The following is an 18874-nucleotide window of genomic DNA, read 5'->3' on the forward strand; positions in this document are numbered from 1 at the left end:
CAAACAGACAGCCGTATTTAAGTGATGTTTAAAGATAAGCTGTCAGCACCTTCATCTAGATTGCCTGTACTATTTTTACTATTCAGCTTAATTTGAAGGCGTAAATCGTTAGGAGAGTCCGCATGGAGAATGGCTTCTTTATACGTAATTTCTCCTTGCTCATATAAGTCAAAAAGCGCCTGATCAAAAGTCTGCATGCCACTATCACGCGAGCGTTTCATGACATCTTTAATCTCATGAACTTCACCTTTACGGATATAGTCACTGATGAGCTGTGAGTTCAATAGAATCTCAATAGCAGCGCGGCGTCCTTTACCATCAGGTGTTGGAATGAGCTGCTGCGCGATGATTGCTTGCAAGTTAAGTGATAAATCCATGAATAGCTGATTGTGGCGATTTGCTTCAAAGAAGTGAATGATACGGTCAATTGCTTGGTTGGCGTTGTTAGCGTGCAAGGTTGCAAAAACCAAATGCCCAGTTTCTGCATACTGAATGGCGTAGCTCATGACTTCAAGGTTACGAATCTCACCAATCAAGATAACATCTGGTGCTTGGCGCAAGGTGTTTTTTAGGCCTGCTTCAAATGAGTGAGTATCGATACCAACTTCGCGCTGGGTGATGATACATCCACGATGTTGATGCACAAACTCAATAGGGTCTTCGATAGTGATGATGTGACCATGAGAGTTTTGGTTGCGGTGTCCTATCATGGAGGCAAGGGTGGTGGATTTACCAGTACCCGTTGCACCCACAAGTAGAATGATACCGCGTTTTTTCATGGCTAACTCTTTTAGCGCGGGTGGTAAACGTAGCTCTTCAACCGTTGGAATTTTATTTTCGATTTTTCGTAAAACCATCCCTGCCATATCACGCTGTATAAAAGCACTGACACGAAAACGGGCTTGTTGTGCTTCATCTGCAATAGCAAACTGACACTCGTTGGTTTCATCAAATTCTTTTATCTGGCCTGGTGTCATGACACCTTTGACCAATCGCATGGTTTGTTCTGAACTTAAGGGCGTTTTACCAACAGGTAGAATCTTCCCGTTTACTTTCATGGAAGGTGCTACATCAGCGGTAATAAAAAGGTCAGAGCCATTTTTATTGATCATTAACTGTAATAGTTTATCAATATCCATATCGTACCTGCATTCGATGTAACTCGATTAAGAAAATGTCTGAAATCATGATTGAAAGATCGCTAATGGTGAATAATAAAAATAATGCTACAAAAATGCATCAGGCTGTTTAGCATAAGGACGGGCAACGTCTTTACTGATTGTACCTTTTGACACTAGATTTTTAAGTGTCTGATCGAGTGTGATCATTCCATCACCTGCACCTGTTTGGATAGCAGAATACATCTGAGCGATTTTATTTTCACGTATTAAGTTACGAATAGCAGGAGTACCTAGCATAATCTCGTGTGCTGCAACACGTCCACCTGCCTGACGGCGTAGCAGCGTTTGCGATATCACGGCTTGGAGTGATTCTGATAACATGGCACGAATCATATCCTTTTCTGCTGCAGGAAATACATCGATGACACGGTCAATTGTTTTTGCCGCCGAGCTGGTGTGCAGAGTACCAAATACTAAGTGACCAGTTTCTGCCGCAGTCAATGCCAAACGAATGGTCTCAAGGTCACGTAGCTCACCAACCAAAATAATATCAGGATCTTCACGTAATGCAGAGCGTAGAGCAGGCTCGAAGCCTAAAGTATCACGGTGAACTTCACGTTGGTTGATCAGACTTTTTTTAGATTCGTGGACAAATTCGATAGGGTCTTCGATGGTTAAGATATGCTCTTTACGGCTTTCATTGATATAATCAATCATGGCCGCTAGTGTTGTTGATTTACCAGAACCTGTTGGACCCGTGACCAGTACCACACCACGCTTTAAGTCTGAGATGCGCTTGAATACTTCGCCCATACCCAGATCTTCCATGGTCAATACCTTGGAAGGAATGGTACGAAAGACAGCACCAGCACCGCGATTTTGGTTAAAGGCATTTACCCGAAAGCGTGCTAGATTAGGAATCTCAAAAGAGAAATCCGTCTCAAAGAATTCCTCAAAGTCTGCACGTTGCTTATCGTTCATGATGTCATAGATAAGCTGATGTACGACTTGGTGAGTCATGTCTGGCATATTAATACGCGTCATTTCACCATCGACACGAATCATGGCAGGCATGCCGGCTGAAATATGTAAATCCGATGCTTTATGCTTAACGGTAAAGCGCAGCAAATCTTCGATGCTTAAGTTGTTTTTTTCAGCCATAATCAGGTATTCCTATCAATCAATAAGGGTAGAACAAACGAGCATAAAGGGGCGTGGTTGATAATCGACAAAAGACCTATCTTAGGTACACTATATGAATAGAATATAATTTAGTGCTTTTACCATTACTATTATATTCAGTAGCATATGTTAAACCATGTAACAATATAATAACAAGACTGCTGACATTTAACCATCTACTACGATAAGAAAATGTAAATTATCCATTTACCCCCGTAATTTATAGATTTGAATTCATTTATAGCTGAATTCAAATAATTTCGATACAAGGAAACCGAGTGCAAGTTATACATTAGTATGGTTAGCGAGGATAAAAATATAGCGGGTTTATATGGATTTGGGCTAGATATGGAATTATGGCTATAAAAAATGCGATCATGACCAATAATAGATATCGGTACAAGAATTAAAAATTACGAATTTAAAAACGGATCAAATTACCTCTGTGAGTGATACATGAATAAAACTGAGAATAATATGGATAATTCAAGCCTTATTGATAACTGGCAGCAAGTCAGTAAACAAATACATCAGACAAGTGATCGTGCTGGAAGACAAGCTGATAGTGTTGTTTTATTAGCTGTGTCCAAAACCAAGCCAGCCGATATGATTTCTGCTTTGGCTCAGAAGGGGCAGCGTCATTTTGGTGAAAATTATCTACAAGAAGCTCTCGAAAAAATTAACAATTTAAAGTCGCAACCCGAAGGTAAGGGAATAGTTTGGCACTATATTGGTAGTATTCAGCGTAACAAGACCCGCGATATTGCTGAGAGTTTTGATTGGGTGCAAACGGTTGAGCGCGACATTATTGCCAAACGTTTAAACGATCAACGTCCAGCTGAACTGCCACCATTGAACGTACTAATTCAATTAAATATCGACAATGAAGAAAGTAAATCAGGTTGTCTGCCAGATCAGCTACTGGAATTGGTAACCACTATCAAAGCATATGAGAGACTAAAGTTACGTGGTCTGATGATTATTCCTGCCAAGTCAGATACTGGTGCATTTGCTCGTACTAAGCAACTATTTGAGGAGGTTAAAGAAAAGCATCCAGAGCTGAATGGTTGGGATACATTGAGTATGGGTATGAGTGGCGATATGACGGAAGCCATAGCCAATGGCTCGACGATGGTGCGTGTCGGCACTGGCATATTTGGTGCACGAGCTTAATCTTAATTTACTAACGCTAGATAGTCGGTAAGGTATGTCATCAATGAGATCATCAGGACGAAAATAAGAATGTTTTGACTGATGACATTATCCTAGATTCATTAGGTGCTATTTATCAGACAATCTCATCGATTTTGGTCACTAGCATTTGAGTGATTTTGAGATTGTCGGTCGCGATAATCTCAAATCGATAATTGGCATACTCGACCGTGTCTGTTTTCTTTGGAATTTTGCGTAACATATACATCATAAAACCACTGAGTGTCTCATAGTTTTGACTGCGAGGCAGATTGACAATATCTAACGCACGAACCACGTCCTCAATAGGCGTCATTCCATCGATTAACCACGAGTTATCAGTCCGCTGTACAATGGGCTGCTCCTCTAGCGTCACAAGCTCACCCATGACGATACTCATCACATCCTTGAGCGTAATAACACCTACGACTAATCCATACTCATTGACGATTACGGCAAAGTCAGAGCCAGTAGATTTGAACATCTCTAGCACTTCAAATAAAGACAAAGTATCAGGGACGAAAAGGGCAGGCATTAATAGCTCTTTGCTCGTTAAGCTGACTTCTTGTCGGTTAAGCACTAACGCGAGAAAGCTTCGTGATTCTACATAACCCACAATATGCTCTAAATCATCATCATGACAAACCAAAAATTTGTTGTGCGGTTGATCGATCATCACTTCGACCACTTTTTCAGTACTTGTCTTTGTATCAAAATAAACGATATTTTCGCGCGGGTTCATCACTGAAGTTACCGTACGTTCTTGCATATCAAAGATGTTTTCTATCAGGTGGTGTTCTTGTTTCTTAAGTACCCCAGCTTCAGCACCAGCATCCATCACGGCATAAATATCTTCTGGCGTCATATCGTCTTGACGTGTGGTGGAGATACCTAGTACTTCAAAGAGAACGTTTGCCGCACCATCAAATATCCAAATCACTGGTTTCAAAACAAAAATCAAAAGCATCATTGGTCGTACAAGTCGCACGGCTATATTCTCTGTGTTTGACATTGCCAATCGTCTGGGCATTAAGTCGGCGAGCAGAGAAAATAAACTGGTAATCAATACAAAGGATATAACGGATGACACTGCTTCATTGTTCACTAAAACCCGCAAGTAAGGACTGATGGCTGACTCACCTACTGCACCAGCTGAAATCGCGACAGCGTTCAAAACAACTTGTACGACAGTGATAAAGCTGCCAGGGTTCTCCTGCATTTTAAGGACGTCAAATGCGCGAACATCCCCTTCTTTTGCCATGATTTGTAGCTTAATTTTGCGACCAGCTGCGATAGCAATCTCGGCAGCAGAAACAAAGGCACTGAGAGCCAGTAGTAAAATAAGAAAGACACTAGCAGTTAGCAAACTCATGAGATACTCGGTAAAAAGGATAAGGATTAACAAGAAAGGTAATTGGTTGAATGTAAAAAATAAGCGGTTAGGATTAAAAGATAGGTGTTATGGATAGAAATTCGGTTTATAGAACCTAAAAAAGCTGGGCAAGCACCCAGCTAGTCATAAAGTATTTTAGTTTTTGGCAAAACATGAGGTTATCAGCGCCGCCTAAACCCCTAGGTAATAGAAGTCAGGCAAATAGAGACGCTGGATGTTGATTAACCTTATATTACTTAGCCTTTGATTGACCATTTATTTACTAGAGGATAACGGCGTTCACGACCAAAAGCTTTGTGGCTAATTTTAGTGCCAATCGGTGATTGCAGACGCTTGTATTCGCTATTGTCTACCATTTGAATGACTTTTGCGACCATCTCAGCATCAAAGCCTTTATCAATAATATCTTGATAGCCCATGTCTTCATCGATATATGACATAAGAATACCGTCTAGGATATCGTAGTCAGGCAAGCTGTCTTGATCTTTTTGATCTGGACGCAACTCAGCAGATGGTGGACGAGTAATGACTCGCTCAGGAATGACTGGGGTATCTTCTAAGCGATTGCGATAGCTGGCTAGCTTATAGACCTGTGACTTGTAAACATCTTTTAGTACGTCGAATCCGCCTGCCATATCACCGTATAACGTCGAGTAGCCAACTGCTAATTCAGACTTGTTACCAGTGGTGATGACCAAGTGACCGAACTTGTTAGACAATGCCATCAGAACCACACCACGCGCACGTGCTTGGATGTTTTCTTCGGTAGTATCTGCCGGTGACTTGTTAAATAGAGGCGCTAGGGTATGACGGATACCTTCGACAGCATCAAAGATAGGACAAACGGTATAAGACACATTCAAACGACGTGCTTGTGCTTGTGCATCTTCTAAGCTGATTTGCGATGTATATTCGTAAGGCATCATCACCGCGTATACCTTGTCAGCACCCAACGCATCAACTGCGATACATAGCGTCAATGCTGAATCAATACCACCTGATAGGCCAACGATAATGCCAGAAAATCCTGAGTGGTTTACATAGTCACGTAAGCCCACAACCAATGCTTGATACATCTCTGATTCACGGCTCAAGGTCAAAGGTGCTTTGACTTGGCTATCAAACTTAGCAGTCTTGACGTCTAAAGTAGCTAGCAGTAACTGATTCATAAAGCGCGGTGCTTCGTGTGCAACACTACCATCAGCTTGTATGGCCATAGAGCCACCGTCAAACACTAAATCGTCTTGACCGCCAACGGCATTGACATAAACGATAGGTAAGTTATTTTCACGGCTTCGTTTGGCAAGCATGGTTTTACGGTTTTCTTGTTTTTCGATCTCGAAAGGTGACGCATTTAAGCTAACAACCAGATCGGCTCCTTGCTTTTTGAGCTCAGTAATCGGGCCTTTTTCCCATAAGTCTTCACAAATGAGCAGGCCGATAGTGATACCTTTATAATCAAACAAGACTTGATTGCGGCCTTTATCAAAGTAACGACGCTCATCAAAAACGCCATAGTTTGGCAAGATTTGCTTATGATAAAAGCCTTTCTGATGGCCATTGTGTAGGATAGCAGCAGAGTTAAACGTGCCATGATGATCAACATGTGGATAGCCAACAATCATCACGATATCGTTGATATCACTTAAGCTAGATAAGGCGCTTTTGACACGGCCCGATAAGCTTGGGCGTAGTAACAAATCTTGTGGAGGATAGCCAAGTAGTGCTAGCTCTGGGAAGATAATGACATCCGCACCTTGCTCACGTGCTTCTAATGCTAATGTACGCATTTTTTCGGCATTGGCAGTGATGTCACCAACCAAAAAATGTGATTGGGCCAAAGCAAAAGTAACGGTGTCTTGTGTTTTCTTAGTCTTGTTGGCCTCGGTTGAGGGGGTTATATTGGGATTATCAGTGTCTTTTGACATTTTTATTGTTCCTATCGATATATTATTTAAAATTTGATGGGTCAGTATTGATTTAAAATAAAATCAAAGTAAGTCCGAAATTAACTAAAAATAGCACTTTTTCATATCGAGTTCTAATATTGAACCTATATGATGAGCTTAAATTACGTGTAGGCTTTTATATGACGTTGGCAAAATACAGTGCTGACGAACGCTTACGCATAATATCCAAAATTATGACGCCGCTCTAAAGGTTAGATCTTATGATAGTCTATAGAAGGGCGATAAAAGAGGGTTGTGGCATATAGTTCGAAAAATACGGTGTCTGTATAACGGTCAAAATAAATGAGGCCAAACAAACTTAACTATATTGAAAAGCTTAAAATAATGACTTTAGTATAACATCAATTGTCGCGACAAATAGAACGCGCCAGTGAATTACCTTACAAGGTATTGCTTTAAAGTGTGAATGTAGAATCCGTTATTAATGTATTGTTTTTACATACTAAACCCATGTATTGGCTTCTATCTATTCCTGTCATCATCTAGTAAGCTTACGCATAGAAAGTTGTAAGTAAAGATTACAACATAGCGTTATAATAGTCATCGTATTTTGTTGCATAATAAGCGGTGATAATCGCTTTGTTTTTATCTCACTTTAGTCAAAATTATAGCCAATATCTATGTTACGGTATCCTATGATCTAACGCTCTCAAATTAGATTTTTACCCATATGTTTATGTTGGTGATTGACAACCCTCGCTAATGGATGCAGTTTATGGACACGGTCTGTAAACTGCGGTTCATCTCACATTTATAAACTCGTCAGCAGAGTCATAATAGGTCTTTGCTGTGTGTACTTGGTTTATACGCTATGATTGAAAATTGGACAAAAGAGTTTATTATTCAGCGTTTACTGGCCATTACCTTATTGGTCGTGCTGTTTGTACTGTGTTTTCAGGTGATACAGTTTTTTATCGTGCCAGCACTGTGGGCAGCGATTTTAGCGTATGTGACTTTTCCTGTTTATAACTTTTTTTATGAAAAAGTAAAGCTAAGCCCCAATGTCAGCGCTGCCATCATGACGATGAGTATCTCGTTAATGATAGGTGTGCCACTTGTCATTGGTGTGTTTATCCTACAGCAAGAGGCGCTCAGTTTAATCAGTAATTTGATCTATCGTATAAAGGTCGGCTACTTAGATGTGCCGGACTCTGTTAAAGATTTACCTATCGTTGGTCAGCAAGTCAAAGATGTACTGTGGAGAATCAATAAAAATCCTGAAGGGACGTTAGAGACGTTTCGCCTTTGGGTACAATCACATTTATATTATGGCAAAGTCGCCTTTGATGTGGTGTTTAGCGGTCTTGCTAAGTTGGGCATGGCACTGATGACGCTGTTTTTCTTTTATCGTGATGGTACCAGCTTGGTTCGCCAGATCCGTCAAGCACTGCGTAATATCATTGGCAATCGTATTGATGGTTATATTGATTCTGTAGGCACGACCACGCGAGCCGTGGTTTATGGTATTGGTTTGACGGCATTGGCACAGGCATTGCTTGCGGGCGTTGGTTATTATTTTTCTGGTGCGCCAAGTCCTATTTTATTGACTATTATAACTTTCATCATTGCATTGATTCCATTTGGCACACCATTCGCTTGGGGCGCTGTCTCTATTTGGTTAATGAGTCAAGGCCATACGACAGAAGGGATTGGCTTGGCACTATGGGGTGTATTGGTTATCAGCTGGGTTGATAACTTAATCCGTCCTATTGTGATTAGTGGTGCAACCAAAATTCCTTTTATTATTATTTTTATTGGTGTGCTAGGTGGTTTGACAGCTTTCGGTTTTGTTGGTCTGTTCATCGGGCCTGTGGTATTGGCTATCGGGCTTGCGGTATGGCGTGAATGGATATCACAGCATAAAAATGAAATATTTTCGCCACAAGAGATAGAGCTGACTGATGACGACGCATTGCCACCAGTGAGTGAGTCACAATAAATAACAGCTATTATAGCGTCGCGGTTATAAAAACGATGAAGGGTAGAATGAATATTATTAATCATATTACTATTTTGGCTGATAGCAATATCGCCAGTTTGGACAAGTTTTTTAACGCCTCTACACTTGGCCAAGCATCGGAGCAGGCTGTAGATATCATCACCGTTGCTGGACGAGATATCAACGCGTTATTACTTGCAGAACTGCAACCTGATATCTTGTTGATACGTTCTGTGACGCAAGTGAATGAGGCATTGTTGGCGAATAACGACAGTGTTCAGTTTGTGGGTTCTGCAACCATCGGTACGGATCATGTCGATCAAGATTATTTAATGCAGCGCCACATCACTTTTGCCAATGCTGCTGGCTGTAGTAAGCATTCTGTCGCACAGTATGTATTGACGGCAGCATTAACGTTGCGTCCGCAGTATTGGCAGCAATCAATCACTCTGGGCATCATCGGTCTGGGCAATATTGGTAGTACGCTTGCGCAGTATGCCAATGATTTGGGTTGGCAAGTATTAGGTTATGATCCATTATTACCAAAATCCAAGATAAATAACGCCAGTTTAGAGCAGGTACTTCGCCAAAGCGATGTGGTCAGTCTGCATGTGCCTTTAACAAATGAAAAGAATACGACTAATCCCAAAGGTAGTGATTATCCAACGCGTCATCTCATTGATGCCGATACATTGGCTATGATGCCTGCTGATACAATACTGATTAATAGCGCGCGTGGGCCTGTGATTGAGGCAGATGCGCTGGTAGCAGATATTGAGCGTACTGGGCGACAAGTGGTGCTTGATGTGTTTGAGCATGAGCCTCAGATTGCTGAGCAATTATTATCCAAACTTGCTATTGCGACTCCGCATATCGCTGGCTATACGTTAGAAGGTAAGTTGCGTGGCACACAAATCATTTATGATGCGCTATGTGAAAAACTGGCCGTTATACCTACCCAAACGATGCACGCGCTATTACCGCTTAACTTATTTCTATGGTCTGAATTAAAAGCACATCCAGACAGACTGATAAAGTTTTATGATATTCAGCAAGATGATGCCTCATTGAGAAGCAAGGAAGCTGATGGGCAGATAGATGGTGCTGACTTTGATGGTTTGAGACGCGATTATCATTTACGTCGTGAATGGCAGTTTTAAAAAATTCAAACACCCAATTACCAAACCGATTATTTATCAATCGCAGTAGATCACAAATGACTCAAGCAAATAACATTTCTTCGCAGCCTATTACTTCTAAATCTATTAGCTCTAAGCCTAGCTATGCACCGACCATGACATTAGCGATGGCACAGCAGCGTGCGCAGTTTATGAGTAATATCCGTCAGTTTTTTGCCAAACGACAAGTGTTAGAGGTGCAGACACCGCTACTGTCACAAGCGGGTAATACCGATACTTTTTTGCAGTCAGTCGCGGCGCAGGTCACTTATAAAGATAAACCTCAAACCTATTATCTGCATACGTCACCTGAATTCGCTATGAAGCGTTTATTGGCCAGCTGGCAGGTGCCTATTTATCAGATTTGTCCTGTTTTTCGAGACAATGAAATAGGTGTACGGCACAATATCGAATTTACGATGCTCGAATGGTATCAGCCAAACTATAGCCTAGATGATATGGCAACTGAATTGGGTGAGTTACTAGAAGCGCTTTATGGTAATGCGGTCGTCATGAGCCATTACCGTTATGTTGATGCTTTTATGGATTTTGTTGGTATTCATCCGTTAACTGCTAGCCTCGCCACACTACAAGCAGTAGCAGAAGATAAAGGCTTAACAGGTTTTGACTTTAACAGCGAGTTAAGCCGTAATGTAAATACGGAAGAAGACCGTCGCCAGAGCTGGCTGGATTTGTTATTTAGTCATGCGGTTGAGCCAAATTTAGGCCATGATCTACCAACGTTAATTATAGAGTATCCGCCAACGACCGCCGCATTGGCAAAAACGGCTTTGGACAAAGATGGTAATAAAATTGCCAAACGTTTTGAGCTCTATATTAATGGTATCGAGATTGCCAATGCTTATGATGAACTGGCAGATGGGCAAGCGTTAAGAGAACGCTTTGAGCAAGATAACCAATTGCGCCAGCGTCACAATCTGCCACAAATGCCAATCGATGAGCATTTACTAGCGGCATCTGATGATTTGGTTCCCAGTAGCGGTATTGCCGTTGGGATAGACAGACTGCTAATGGTCATTACAGGAGCTAGTAGTCTAGAAGAAGTCATTCCGTTCCCAAGTGGTTTGGCATAGTTATTTTTTAATAGTTACTCTTTAGGGGCCAAATATAGTCAAAGAAATATAAAACAGCTACAAGGCAGCCGACCGTAGATTGTATAAGTCGTACATCTAGGGAGGATAACACCGTAGCGGTTTAGCAGTTCGTTGACTATATCATTACTCACTTAATAATCTACTCTCAAATGACAGCCATAAAAAAGCGAGTAAACCTTTCGGCTTACTCGCTTTTTTGCTTCAATGATTATAATTTTGCGATAGCTTCCTCAATGGCTGTCTCACCATTTTGCATACTAAAGACGGTCTTGATAGTATTGTCTGCCTTTAATACAGCGGCCAAAGTAGTGGCGACATCTTCAATTGAATTTTCGCCTGAGCTGTCATTATTGACAGTAATTTTGCCAGTGGCTTCACGCTCTTTTAGCGCGCCTGCCTGTACGATGGTGTAGTCCAAAGTGCTATTGTTGATTAACCATTGGTCAGCATAATGTTTACAGATATAATATTCTTTTAAGTCGGCAATTTTATCCCATTTACTGGTGTCTAACGAGAATACCGTGCTGAGCATAATATAGCGTTTGATGCCTTTGTCTTGCGTCGCTTGAATGGTCTTAACTGCACCATGCAAGTCTACTTCTAAGACGTCTTTACCACCTGACCCTGCAACAAAATAAACAGCGTCAATATCTTGATCGATTTGCTTTTGAATTGCGTCTTTTTCAGCTGTAATGTCTAAGTCTAGCTGGCTATAATTGTCATCTTTAAATAGCTTTTCTTCCTGACGGGTAGTACCAATCACTTGATGGTCGTCAGCCAATAACTGCTTAACCAAGTCAGTACCGACTCGACCGCTTGCGCCAATTACTAAAATCTTCATAATCATTCCTATTATTGTTTACGTTATTTTTGTTCAAAAACTGATGTTTAAAAGCTGAATGTAGAGTAACAAAAAAATCGGCACGCTTCGTTATGAAGCGTGCCGATTTAATAGTATTTGGTTATCAGTGTATACGGTTTGCAAGATATAGCCATTCCACTATGAGTATTATGGCGTTAACCTCGCTTAAAGTATTAGATATACCTCTACACTGGTTGCCTTGCCTCTCTTTTAAACGGAATCAACTAGGCTTTTAAATTGAATCGACTATAGCTAAAAACGTATAACCGAAGAGTAGGATGTCTTAAGATTAACGCACCAATTTATTTAATCCATCGGCAAATGCTTTTTTATCGCGGTCACCATAAGGCTTCTGTCCGCTCATCTCTTGTAGTTCCAAGACGCCAGTACCACGCATGGTATCCATAAAATCACGCATATTAAGCTTTTGCTTGATATTATTTTTATCGTAGATCACACCGCGAGTGGTCAAAACCATGCCACCTTTGTCCAAAATATCATTGGCTAAGGGTATATCGCTGGTAATGGCCAAATCGCCTGGCTGTATTTGCTCAACGATATAATCGTCCGCTTTATCAAACCCTGACGGTACCACTGTCATAGTGAGCAGTGGTGACTTGCGCAGTTTAATCGACTGATTGGCGACGAATATCGCCATGGTTTGTGTGCGTTCAGCCGTTTTGATAATCAAGTCTTTGGCTATCAATGGTACTGAATCCGCATCCACCCAAATCTGCATTATTTCTTAGCCTTTTCTGTTTTCGACTTAGCATTGATAGCTTTATCTGACTGGCTGTCTTCAATAGCCAATTCTTTACTTTCTACAGTATTGTCAGGGTCAGCCGTGGTTAGACTATCTTCCACTTTCGGCTGGCTATCAATCGCAGAAGGTTTTTTCTCAAGCCCCATCTTGTTAGGTAGAGTCGCGACGAGCTTGGCTAAAGCGGGCTCTAAATCGGCCACATCGTTCGGCATCAGAGTAATATGCGCAATCTTACGATCGTCACGTTCTTCTTTATGGTAGCTATGATAGTGCGCACCATCTATATCTAGCACGGCGCTGATATCAGGATATTGTCCCAAGATATTGAGCATAATCGCTGGATGTACATTATCCGTATCACCTAATGGTAGGTTGACGACTGCGCGAATATGGTTTTCAAACTGACTGGTAATAGCACCTTCAATACTCCAATGCCCAGAGTTGTGTACGCGTGGCGCAATTTCGTTAGCAAGCAATGCGTCATTACCGCGTGCGTCTTTTGTCACAAATAGCTCCAGCGCCATGACACCAACATAGTCTAAATGGTTCATGACGGTGGTAATAGCATCGGTCGCTTGCTTAAGCAAATGGCTAGTTCCAACAGCAGGGGCTTGGGTTTTGGCTAAAATACCATGGTGATGATGGTTTTCGACCAAGTCATAGCAACGAACCTGACCGTTTTGTGCACGTGTCGCAATCATAGACACTTCACGGCTAAAGTTAATAAAACCTTCGGCAATTAATGGTGCTGGCGTCGGTGTGAGTGAGCCTTTTCCAGTAACTGCGTCTTTGAGATCTTGCCAAGCGGCTTTAATATCGCTGTCTTGTTTGATGACGAATTGACCTTTGCCATCATAACCGCCGCGGCTGGTTTTTAGAACGATAGGCAATCCTAACTCATTACAAGCTTGTTTTAGTTCAGCTTCAGAATTGACAGCCATAAAGGGTACGGTGGCAATATCAAGCGAGTTAAACATCTGCTTTTCTTTTAAGCGATCTTGTGCAATGTCTAGCGCAATCAATGGTGGAAACATGCCTTGCTTGCTACCAGATTTTGATAAGGCAGTAAGCTGTTCGACAGTTGCTGTCGGCGTGTTTTCAAACTCAAGAGTAAAAACATCAGCAGCTTCGATAAATGCTTCTAATTGCTCGCTATGAAAGACGTGACCGTATAGGCTGGCAGGGCAGTCGGCACTGTCTTCTAAAAATACACATTGGTAGCCTAGGGGTATGGCTGCTTCGGCAAGCATCATACCAAGCTGACCACCGCCTAAAATACCGATGGTACGAATGGTTTGGGTAACAGGATAAGCGTTTGCTGTAGTCATGGCAGGCTCTTTGAGTAAAAGTGAATAAGGTTTTTGTATATTAAAATCTAAAAATCAATGGGTGAAAATAGGAAAAGGTGCACTGTATGCACCTTATATCTAATCGGACTTGCTTAAAAAATACAGTGTGATAGCTTTTATTTTTGGGCTACCACTCTTAAAGACTCGGCTATAAAAGTCGTCCAGTCTATACTTACTTAGGCATTGATAATACCTGGCGTTGGGCTGGCAAGAATGGTCTCTGTCTGAGACTGTCGCATCTGATCTAGCTTAGTAGCAATCGTGTCATCATGCAAGGCTAAGACTTGAATCGTAAGTAGAGCAGCATTATAAGCACCTGCTGAGCCAATGGCCAATGTGCCAACGGCGACACCTTTAGGCATCTGTACGATAGACAGTAGGCTATCCCAACCGCTAAGCATAGATGATTTTACAGGAACACCAAAGACAGGGAGTGGTGTTTGGCTAGCACACATACCGGGTAAGTGAGCGGCGCCGCCTGCACCAGCAATGATAACTTGTAAGCCGTTACCTTTCGCATTTTTGGCATAATCAAATAGTCTATCAGGCGTACGATGTGCTGAGACCACTTCGCATTCAAAAGCGATATCGAAATCTGCTAGTAATTGTGCAGCGGCGCTCATGGTTGCCCAATCAGACTGTGAGCCCATGATGATGCCAACTTTCGGTTGACCAGCAGGAGAGGTGATAGGTCCGTTTTGCTCAACAGTGTTAACAGTTGCCGATGTGGTGCTCATGCGTTGATATCCTCAAAAAGACCATCATACAAAAATTTAGCCGCCTTCGTAAAGCCAAGTTTACGGTTTAATACGATAGATGCGTCAATATTGCTAATATTACGGGTTTATATGGATATTTTCATCATGGCGATATTGTATGAAGTTGCTGGATCGTAATGGTAGTGGCTGCTCGGTATCGAGCTGATAGCAGGTAAGATAACCACTGTCTACTGCCGCTGAATAGTCGGTACAAGCGACCTGATTGCTCAGTGGTTCGGGCATGCCGGTTAGCCAATAATGACCAACAAATACAGGTTTGTGCGTCTTTAGAGCAAAGTCGATGTTTTCGGCCATTGCATCTTTCGGTATTTGAGCCATTGCTGATGAAGGCGCACGTGAAATCTCATGCAGTGTGCGCGACTCTAATTCATCAAGCCACCACCGTACTCGTACACGTGAGCGTTCAGTACCTTCTTTATCGACCATGACCAAACCGTCAGGCAGTGGTGTTTCTACACCTTTTAATACTCGCTCTAATGCATCGAACTGTGCGGTATCTTCTTTGGCAGTGGCGATTAAGCCGTATGGGGTTAGGCAGTTATTATCAGTCAATAATGGCATTAATACCGCCATACTATCAATATCCCAGCAGGCATGCACAAAGCAAGCATAGTCAGTTTCAATCCATAATGGAATTTCATATAACCGCTGTAGCCAATATTGATGGCTCTCTGAGCCAAATGGTAGTTCGGCTAAAAATGCTTCATGCTGGCGTGTATGCACATCATTGTGTGAGCGCAGATATTGGGTAGGACTATCAGGATTAGGTGCGGCAAAAGCCAGCGCATTGTATTCATGGTTGCCCATTACCGCATCAGCCACATCAGCATCTAGCATCGCAAAGACAATCTCTAATGTCGCCACCTGCTGTGAGCCACGGTCGATTAAATCACCGATGAATAGGGCTCGATGACCTGCTGGCGGTATAAAGCACTCACCATTATGAACATATCCTAACTGTAGTAGCAGGCCGACCAGTTTGTCTGCATAGCCGTGAATATCACCGATAACATCTATAATCATAATTAACTATCAAATCTTAATATATATAAAGTCGAAGAATACGAAACTGATAAGGCTAAGATAACTACTGTCTACAATAATTTCAGAAAGCTGCTATCGTTAAGAGCTATTGTCTTCAAAAGCTACTATCGTTAAAAGCGATGGTCGTTAAGAGCAGCCCTGTACCATTACTGTTTTATTATTTCTAATCCAAAAGCTATCTATCTAGAAGCTAGGAGACAATAGCGCATTGATAAAGTGTGATAACACCCGTGGCTCTAGCACAATCGTCGCTATGACGCCGAATGCACCACCCCACATATGTGCCATGTGATTGATATTGGAGCCACCACGTTTGTCCGCATATATACTATAAGCGACATAAGCGACTGCAAATAATATAGCAGGGATAGGAATGACCGCAAATAGATAGATTTTTTCCCACGGTGCTAGCAAAATAAAGGCGAACAATACCGCTGATACACCACCCGAAGCACCAAGGCTTAAGTAGCTGGCATTTTTTTTATTCTTAAGGTAGCTTGGAATCATCGCAATGATAATGGCCAGTACGTAGAACACCACAAAACCATAACCGAATAAAAATGACTGATATAATCCTTCAATCGCGCGACCAAAAAAGTACAAGGTAAACATGTTGAAGAGCAGGTGCATACTATCGGCATGAATAAAACCATGCGTCACAAAACGATCCCATTGACCATTATTTACCGCTGGTGGATAAAAAATAAGTCGATTGAATAACGCTTTATTTTGCCACGCTAATAAGCTAATAATAACGGTGATTATAATGATAAGGGTCGTATGATTGAACAAAGGAAAATCCTTAGGCCGCGCCTGATGTATGACAATGTTATAAATGGCAGTATTATAAATGCTGGCAGTGTTCAAAGCCTAAGTGTTACGGCTGAGTAAAAACCTACATATGACCAATAATTAATGATTAAATGTCGAATATTAATAATGAAGTCATACTAACAGTAGTTATGATGATACGAAAACTTATTGTGTGACAAAACAATGCATTTTCAGGCTGTTATAGTGAATAATATAACAATGTATCAGGCAGAATAAGTAATGCTTCGTATAATGACAGTAACTAGTGCTAATAGTAATGATGATTGATAGTAAGTAGAGCTGATGGCAGCAGTCTCATCAATGATAGAAATATGCTAAGAATACGTCATTAGTAGACAAAATTAAAATTAAAACCAACACTCAATTCTTTTACACGTATAAAGCGAAGGCCGAAAGAGGCAATAATCTATGAGTATTATCGACCAGTTAGAAAAAACCGTTACCCCAGCTGTATTAGGTCAGAGTGATAGCAAAGATAGTGTGGCGCATGTCAGTCTACTTGAGCAGTTTTATGCCATTTTAGCCGCACGCCTAGCATTGCCTCAGGTTTACTCGCAACTACTTCGCACCGATCAATTGCTGGCGACCAACAATGGCACAGAGACGACATTGTTTAAGCAGCTATGGCAAGATAATGAAATGCAGCAGACTATCATCCAAGAGCTTGCCGCTACGCATCATATTGATGAATCAATGACAGCAGAGTTACTTATCAATTCATCACCACTCGCTTATCGTGAGCTAAAAATATTGGCCAATGGACAGTTTTTGCCAGCATTTTTGCAGGGTGAGCAGGCGGCGCTGCGTCAGTACTTACCGATATGGTCAGCACCTATTATTGCCGCCAATTCAAGTCTGAACAATGAGTTAGGTTCAAAAACCATAGCGGAAGTAAGTCCTGTATTAGAGACTGATAACGTTTTAGGTAAACTTGATAAGCCCAATGTAGAGACAAGCGCAATCAGTGCAGTGGCATCAGCTGATATGGATAGCGCTGAGACAGAAAAAGAAAGCGATGACCTGAGTCCTAACTTGGATGCCATTCATGTCAACCCATCAGCACATCATCTAGCAGAAAACAGTAGCGTCAAGCGAGCAAAAGTACGCACTCGTAATCAACGCAATGATTTATTGGTAAAGGTGTTTTTATTAGTCCTCGCGATTGCTGCTATGGCACTGGCTGCTTGGGCGCTACTAATCAAGCCAAACAATGTCCCACCTGTGGAGCCAATTGCGACAGTACCTGCCGTCGTTGCGCCTACGCCACCTGTAGAAGTATTGACACCGGTCGAGCTAACCATCGGAATGGATAACAGCGGAGGACTCACTAGCTGTAGCGCTGTCGTGGGTGATGAAGCGCTACAGAGTGCATTGCAACAAGCGTTCAATACCAGTTTTGGTCAGCAATCAAGCACTTGTGAGTTGACAGTGCGGGCAGGCGTCGCCAATAGTATGGCAAATCTACCGACAGAGATGCTGCCTAATATTTTAAACATGCTTAGAGCGGTGCCATTTGCACGTCTAGAATTGCAGAATGATCGCCTCACGTTAGCAGCGCCAGATAGTGATTTATTGCAACGACTGGTCACGGATATCCGCACCTTGGCGCCAGCGATGATAGTAGATAGCAAAGAGCCACTGCCATTACCTGACAATGTCAATAATGGCAACAATGATAACGTGAACGGTATGTCAGGAATGAATGAGATGGGCGGTCAGTTTGCAAACGATGAGGCTGCTTTAAATAATCAGTATGGTAACGGTGATAGCAACGGCGGGTCTGGAGAGTTCCAAGCAGCAGATGACAATACAGGCGATCGTATGGTGCCAGCCCCTAATAATGGCATGAACAATAATAATATGAACGAGCCTGTTAATAATACTCGCAATATTCCCAACAATGCACCGACGAATAACCGCCCATCAGGCCCTATTTCAGAATCAGAATTAGATGATTTGGCGGGTACCTCTTTTATAGCTGAGCCTGCCCAAGTCAGAAATTAGTAAGTTTGATAACAAGAGATGTTTGATTGTTTTTACTTTAGGATTAACAATTCAGATAGATAAGCAGTATGGGGTGGTGGTATGAGTTTCTCGTACCACCATTTTTTTATCTAAGGTGCTGTGTGATATAGGATATTGTGTGTGATAGGT

General features: G+C 41.9%; 15 protein-coding genes. 5 read left to right on the forward strand and 10 right to left on the reverse strand.

The window, feature by feature from the left end; all coding sequences use genetic code 11:
* Positions 1 to 17: 17 nt before the first annotated feature.
* Complete coding sequence (locus tag I6E83_RS02090) at positions 18 to 1139, reverse strand: PilT/PilU family type 4a pilus ATPase (protein ID WP_197099769.1); 1122 nt, start codon at positions 1137 to 1139, stop codon at positions 18 to 20.
* Between the two features lie 87 nt (positions 1140 to 1226).
* Positions 1227 to 2282 carry a type IV pilus twitching motility protein PilT gene (locus I6E83_RS02095; RefSeq protein WP_110921823.1) on the reverse strand — a complete coding sequence of 352 codons (1056 nt, stop codon included), beginning with the start codon at positions 2280 to 2282 and terminating at the stop codon, positions 1227 to 1229.
* Positions 2283 to 2759: 477 nt separating this feature from the next.
* Here I6E83_RS02095 and I6E83_RS02100 point away from each other — a divergent pair, with 477 nt between their 5' ends.
* Positions 2760 to 3476 (forward strand): YggS family pyridoxal phosphate-dependent enzyme, encoded by a 717-nt coding sequence (locus I6E83_RS02100; RefSeq protein ID WP_197099770.1) that lies wholly within the window; start codon positions 2760 to 2762, stop codon positions 3474 to 3476.
* Between the two features lie 115 nt (positions 3477 to 3591).
* Here I6E83_RS02100 and I6E83_RS02105 read toward each other — a convergent pair whose 3' ends face one another.
* Together I6E83_RS02105 and I6E83_RS02110 are read right to left on the reverse strand one after the other, a co-directional pair.
* Complete coding sequence (locus I6E83_RS02105; protein WP_197099771.1) at positions 3592 to 4866, reverse strand: hemolysin family protein; 1275 nt, start codon at positions 4864 to 4866, stop codon at positions 3592 to 3594.
* A 257-nt stretch (positions 4867 to 5123) separates the two neighbouring features.
* Complete coding sequence (locus tag I6E83_RS02110) at positions 5124 to 6815, reverse strand: NAD+ synthase (protein ID WP_197099772.1); 1692 nt, start codon at positions 6813 to 6815, stop codon at positions 5124 to 5126.
* Between the two features lie 853 nt (positions 6816 to 7668).
* Between I6E83_RS02110 and I6E83_RS02115 the strand changes: the two genes are divergently transcribed.
* The 3 genes from I6E83_RS02115 to epmA are packed head-to-tail and all read left to right on the forward strand — an operon-like array spanning position 7669 to position 11068.
* Positions 7669 to 8796 (forward strand): AI-2E family transporter, encoded by a 1128-nt coding sequence (locus I6E83_RS02115; RefSeq protein WP_197099773.1) that lies wholly within the window; start codon positions 7669 to 7671, stop codon positions 8794 to 8796.
* Between the two features lie 47 nt (positions 8797 to 8843).
* Entirely contained in the window at positions 8844 to 9956 is a 1113-nt protein-coding gene (locus I6E83_RS02120) for a 4-phosphoerythronate dehydrogenase (RefSeq protein WP_227680769.1), read from the forward strand.
* A gap of 56 nt (positions 9957 to 10012) precedes the next feature.
* Positions 10013 to 11068, forward strand: a complete 1056-nt coding sequence (gene epmA, locus I6E83_RS02125; RefSeq protein ID WP_197099774.1) for an EF-P lysine aminoacylase EpmA — start codon at positions 10013 to 10015, stop codon at positions 11066 to 11068.
* Between the two features lie 229 nt (positions 11069 to 11297).
* On the opposite strand, the gene I6E83_RS02130 is transcribed toward epmA, so the two are convergent.
* From I6E83_RS02130 to I6E83_RS02155, 6 genes are all read right to left on the reverse strand, one after another.
* On the reverse strand, positions 11298 to 11930 hold the full coding sequence (locus tag I6E83_RS02130) for an NAD(P)H-binding protein (RefSeq protein ID WP_197099775.1): 633 nt from the start codon (positions 11928 to 11930) through the stop codon (positions 11298 to 11300).
* 310 nt (positions 11931 to 12240) lie between these two features.
* On the reverse strand, positions 12241 to 12690 hold the full coding sequence (locus tag I6E83_RS02135; RefSeq protein WP_197099776.1) for a YaiI/YqxD family protein: 450 nt from the start codon (positions 12688 to 12690) through the stop codon (positions 12241 to 12243).
* A complete protein-coding gene (locus tag I6E83_RS02140) occupies positions 12690 to 14042 on the reverse strand; it encodes a 5-(carboxyamino)imidazole ribonucleotide synthase (protein WP_197099777.1) in 1353 nt (450 codons plus the stop codon). Before I6E83_RS02140 ends, I6E83_RS02135 begins: the two co-directional genes overlap by 1 nt.
* Before the next feature lie 197 nt (positions 14043 to 14239).
* A complete protein-coding gene (gene purE / locus I6E83_RS02145) occupies positions 14240 to 14800 on the reverse strand; it encodes a 5-(carboxyamino)imidazole ribonucleotide mutase (RefSeq protein WP_197099778.1) in 561 nt (186 codons plus the stop codon).
* A 99-nt stretch (positions 14801 to 14899) separates the two neighbouring features.
* Positions 14900 to 15865 (reverse strand): metallophosphoesterase, encoded by a 966-nt coding sequence (locus tag I6E83_RS02150; RefSeq protein WP_197099779.1) that lies wholly within the window; start codon positions 15863 to 15865, stop codon positions 14900 to 14902.
* Positions 15866 to 16069: 204 nt separating this feature from the next.
* Positions 16070 to 16678, reverse strand: coding sequence for a rhomboid family intramembrane serine protease (locus I6E83_RS02155; protein WP_110921813.1), 609 nt, complete (start codon positions 16676 to 16678; stop codon positions 16070 to 16072).
* Positions 16679 to 17128: 450 nt separating this feature from the next.
* Here I6E83_RS02155 and I6E83_RS02160 point away from each other — a divergent pair, with 450 nt between their 5' ends.
* Positions 17129 to 18724 (forward strand): hypothetical protein, encoded by a 1596-nt coding sequence (locus tag I6E83_RS02160; RefSeq protein ID WP_197099780.1) that lies wholly within the window; start codon positions 17129 to 17131, stop codon positions 18722 to 18724.
* Positions 18725 to 18874: the final 150 nt, after the last annotated feature.

Source organism: Psychrobacter sp. SZ93C1, assembly GCF_015864635.1.
Taxonomy (GTDB): domain Bacteria; phylum Pseudomonadota; class Gammaproteobacteria; order Pseudomonadales; family Moraxellaceae; genus Psychrobacter; species Psychrobacter fozii.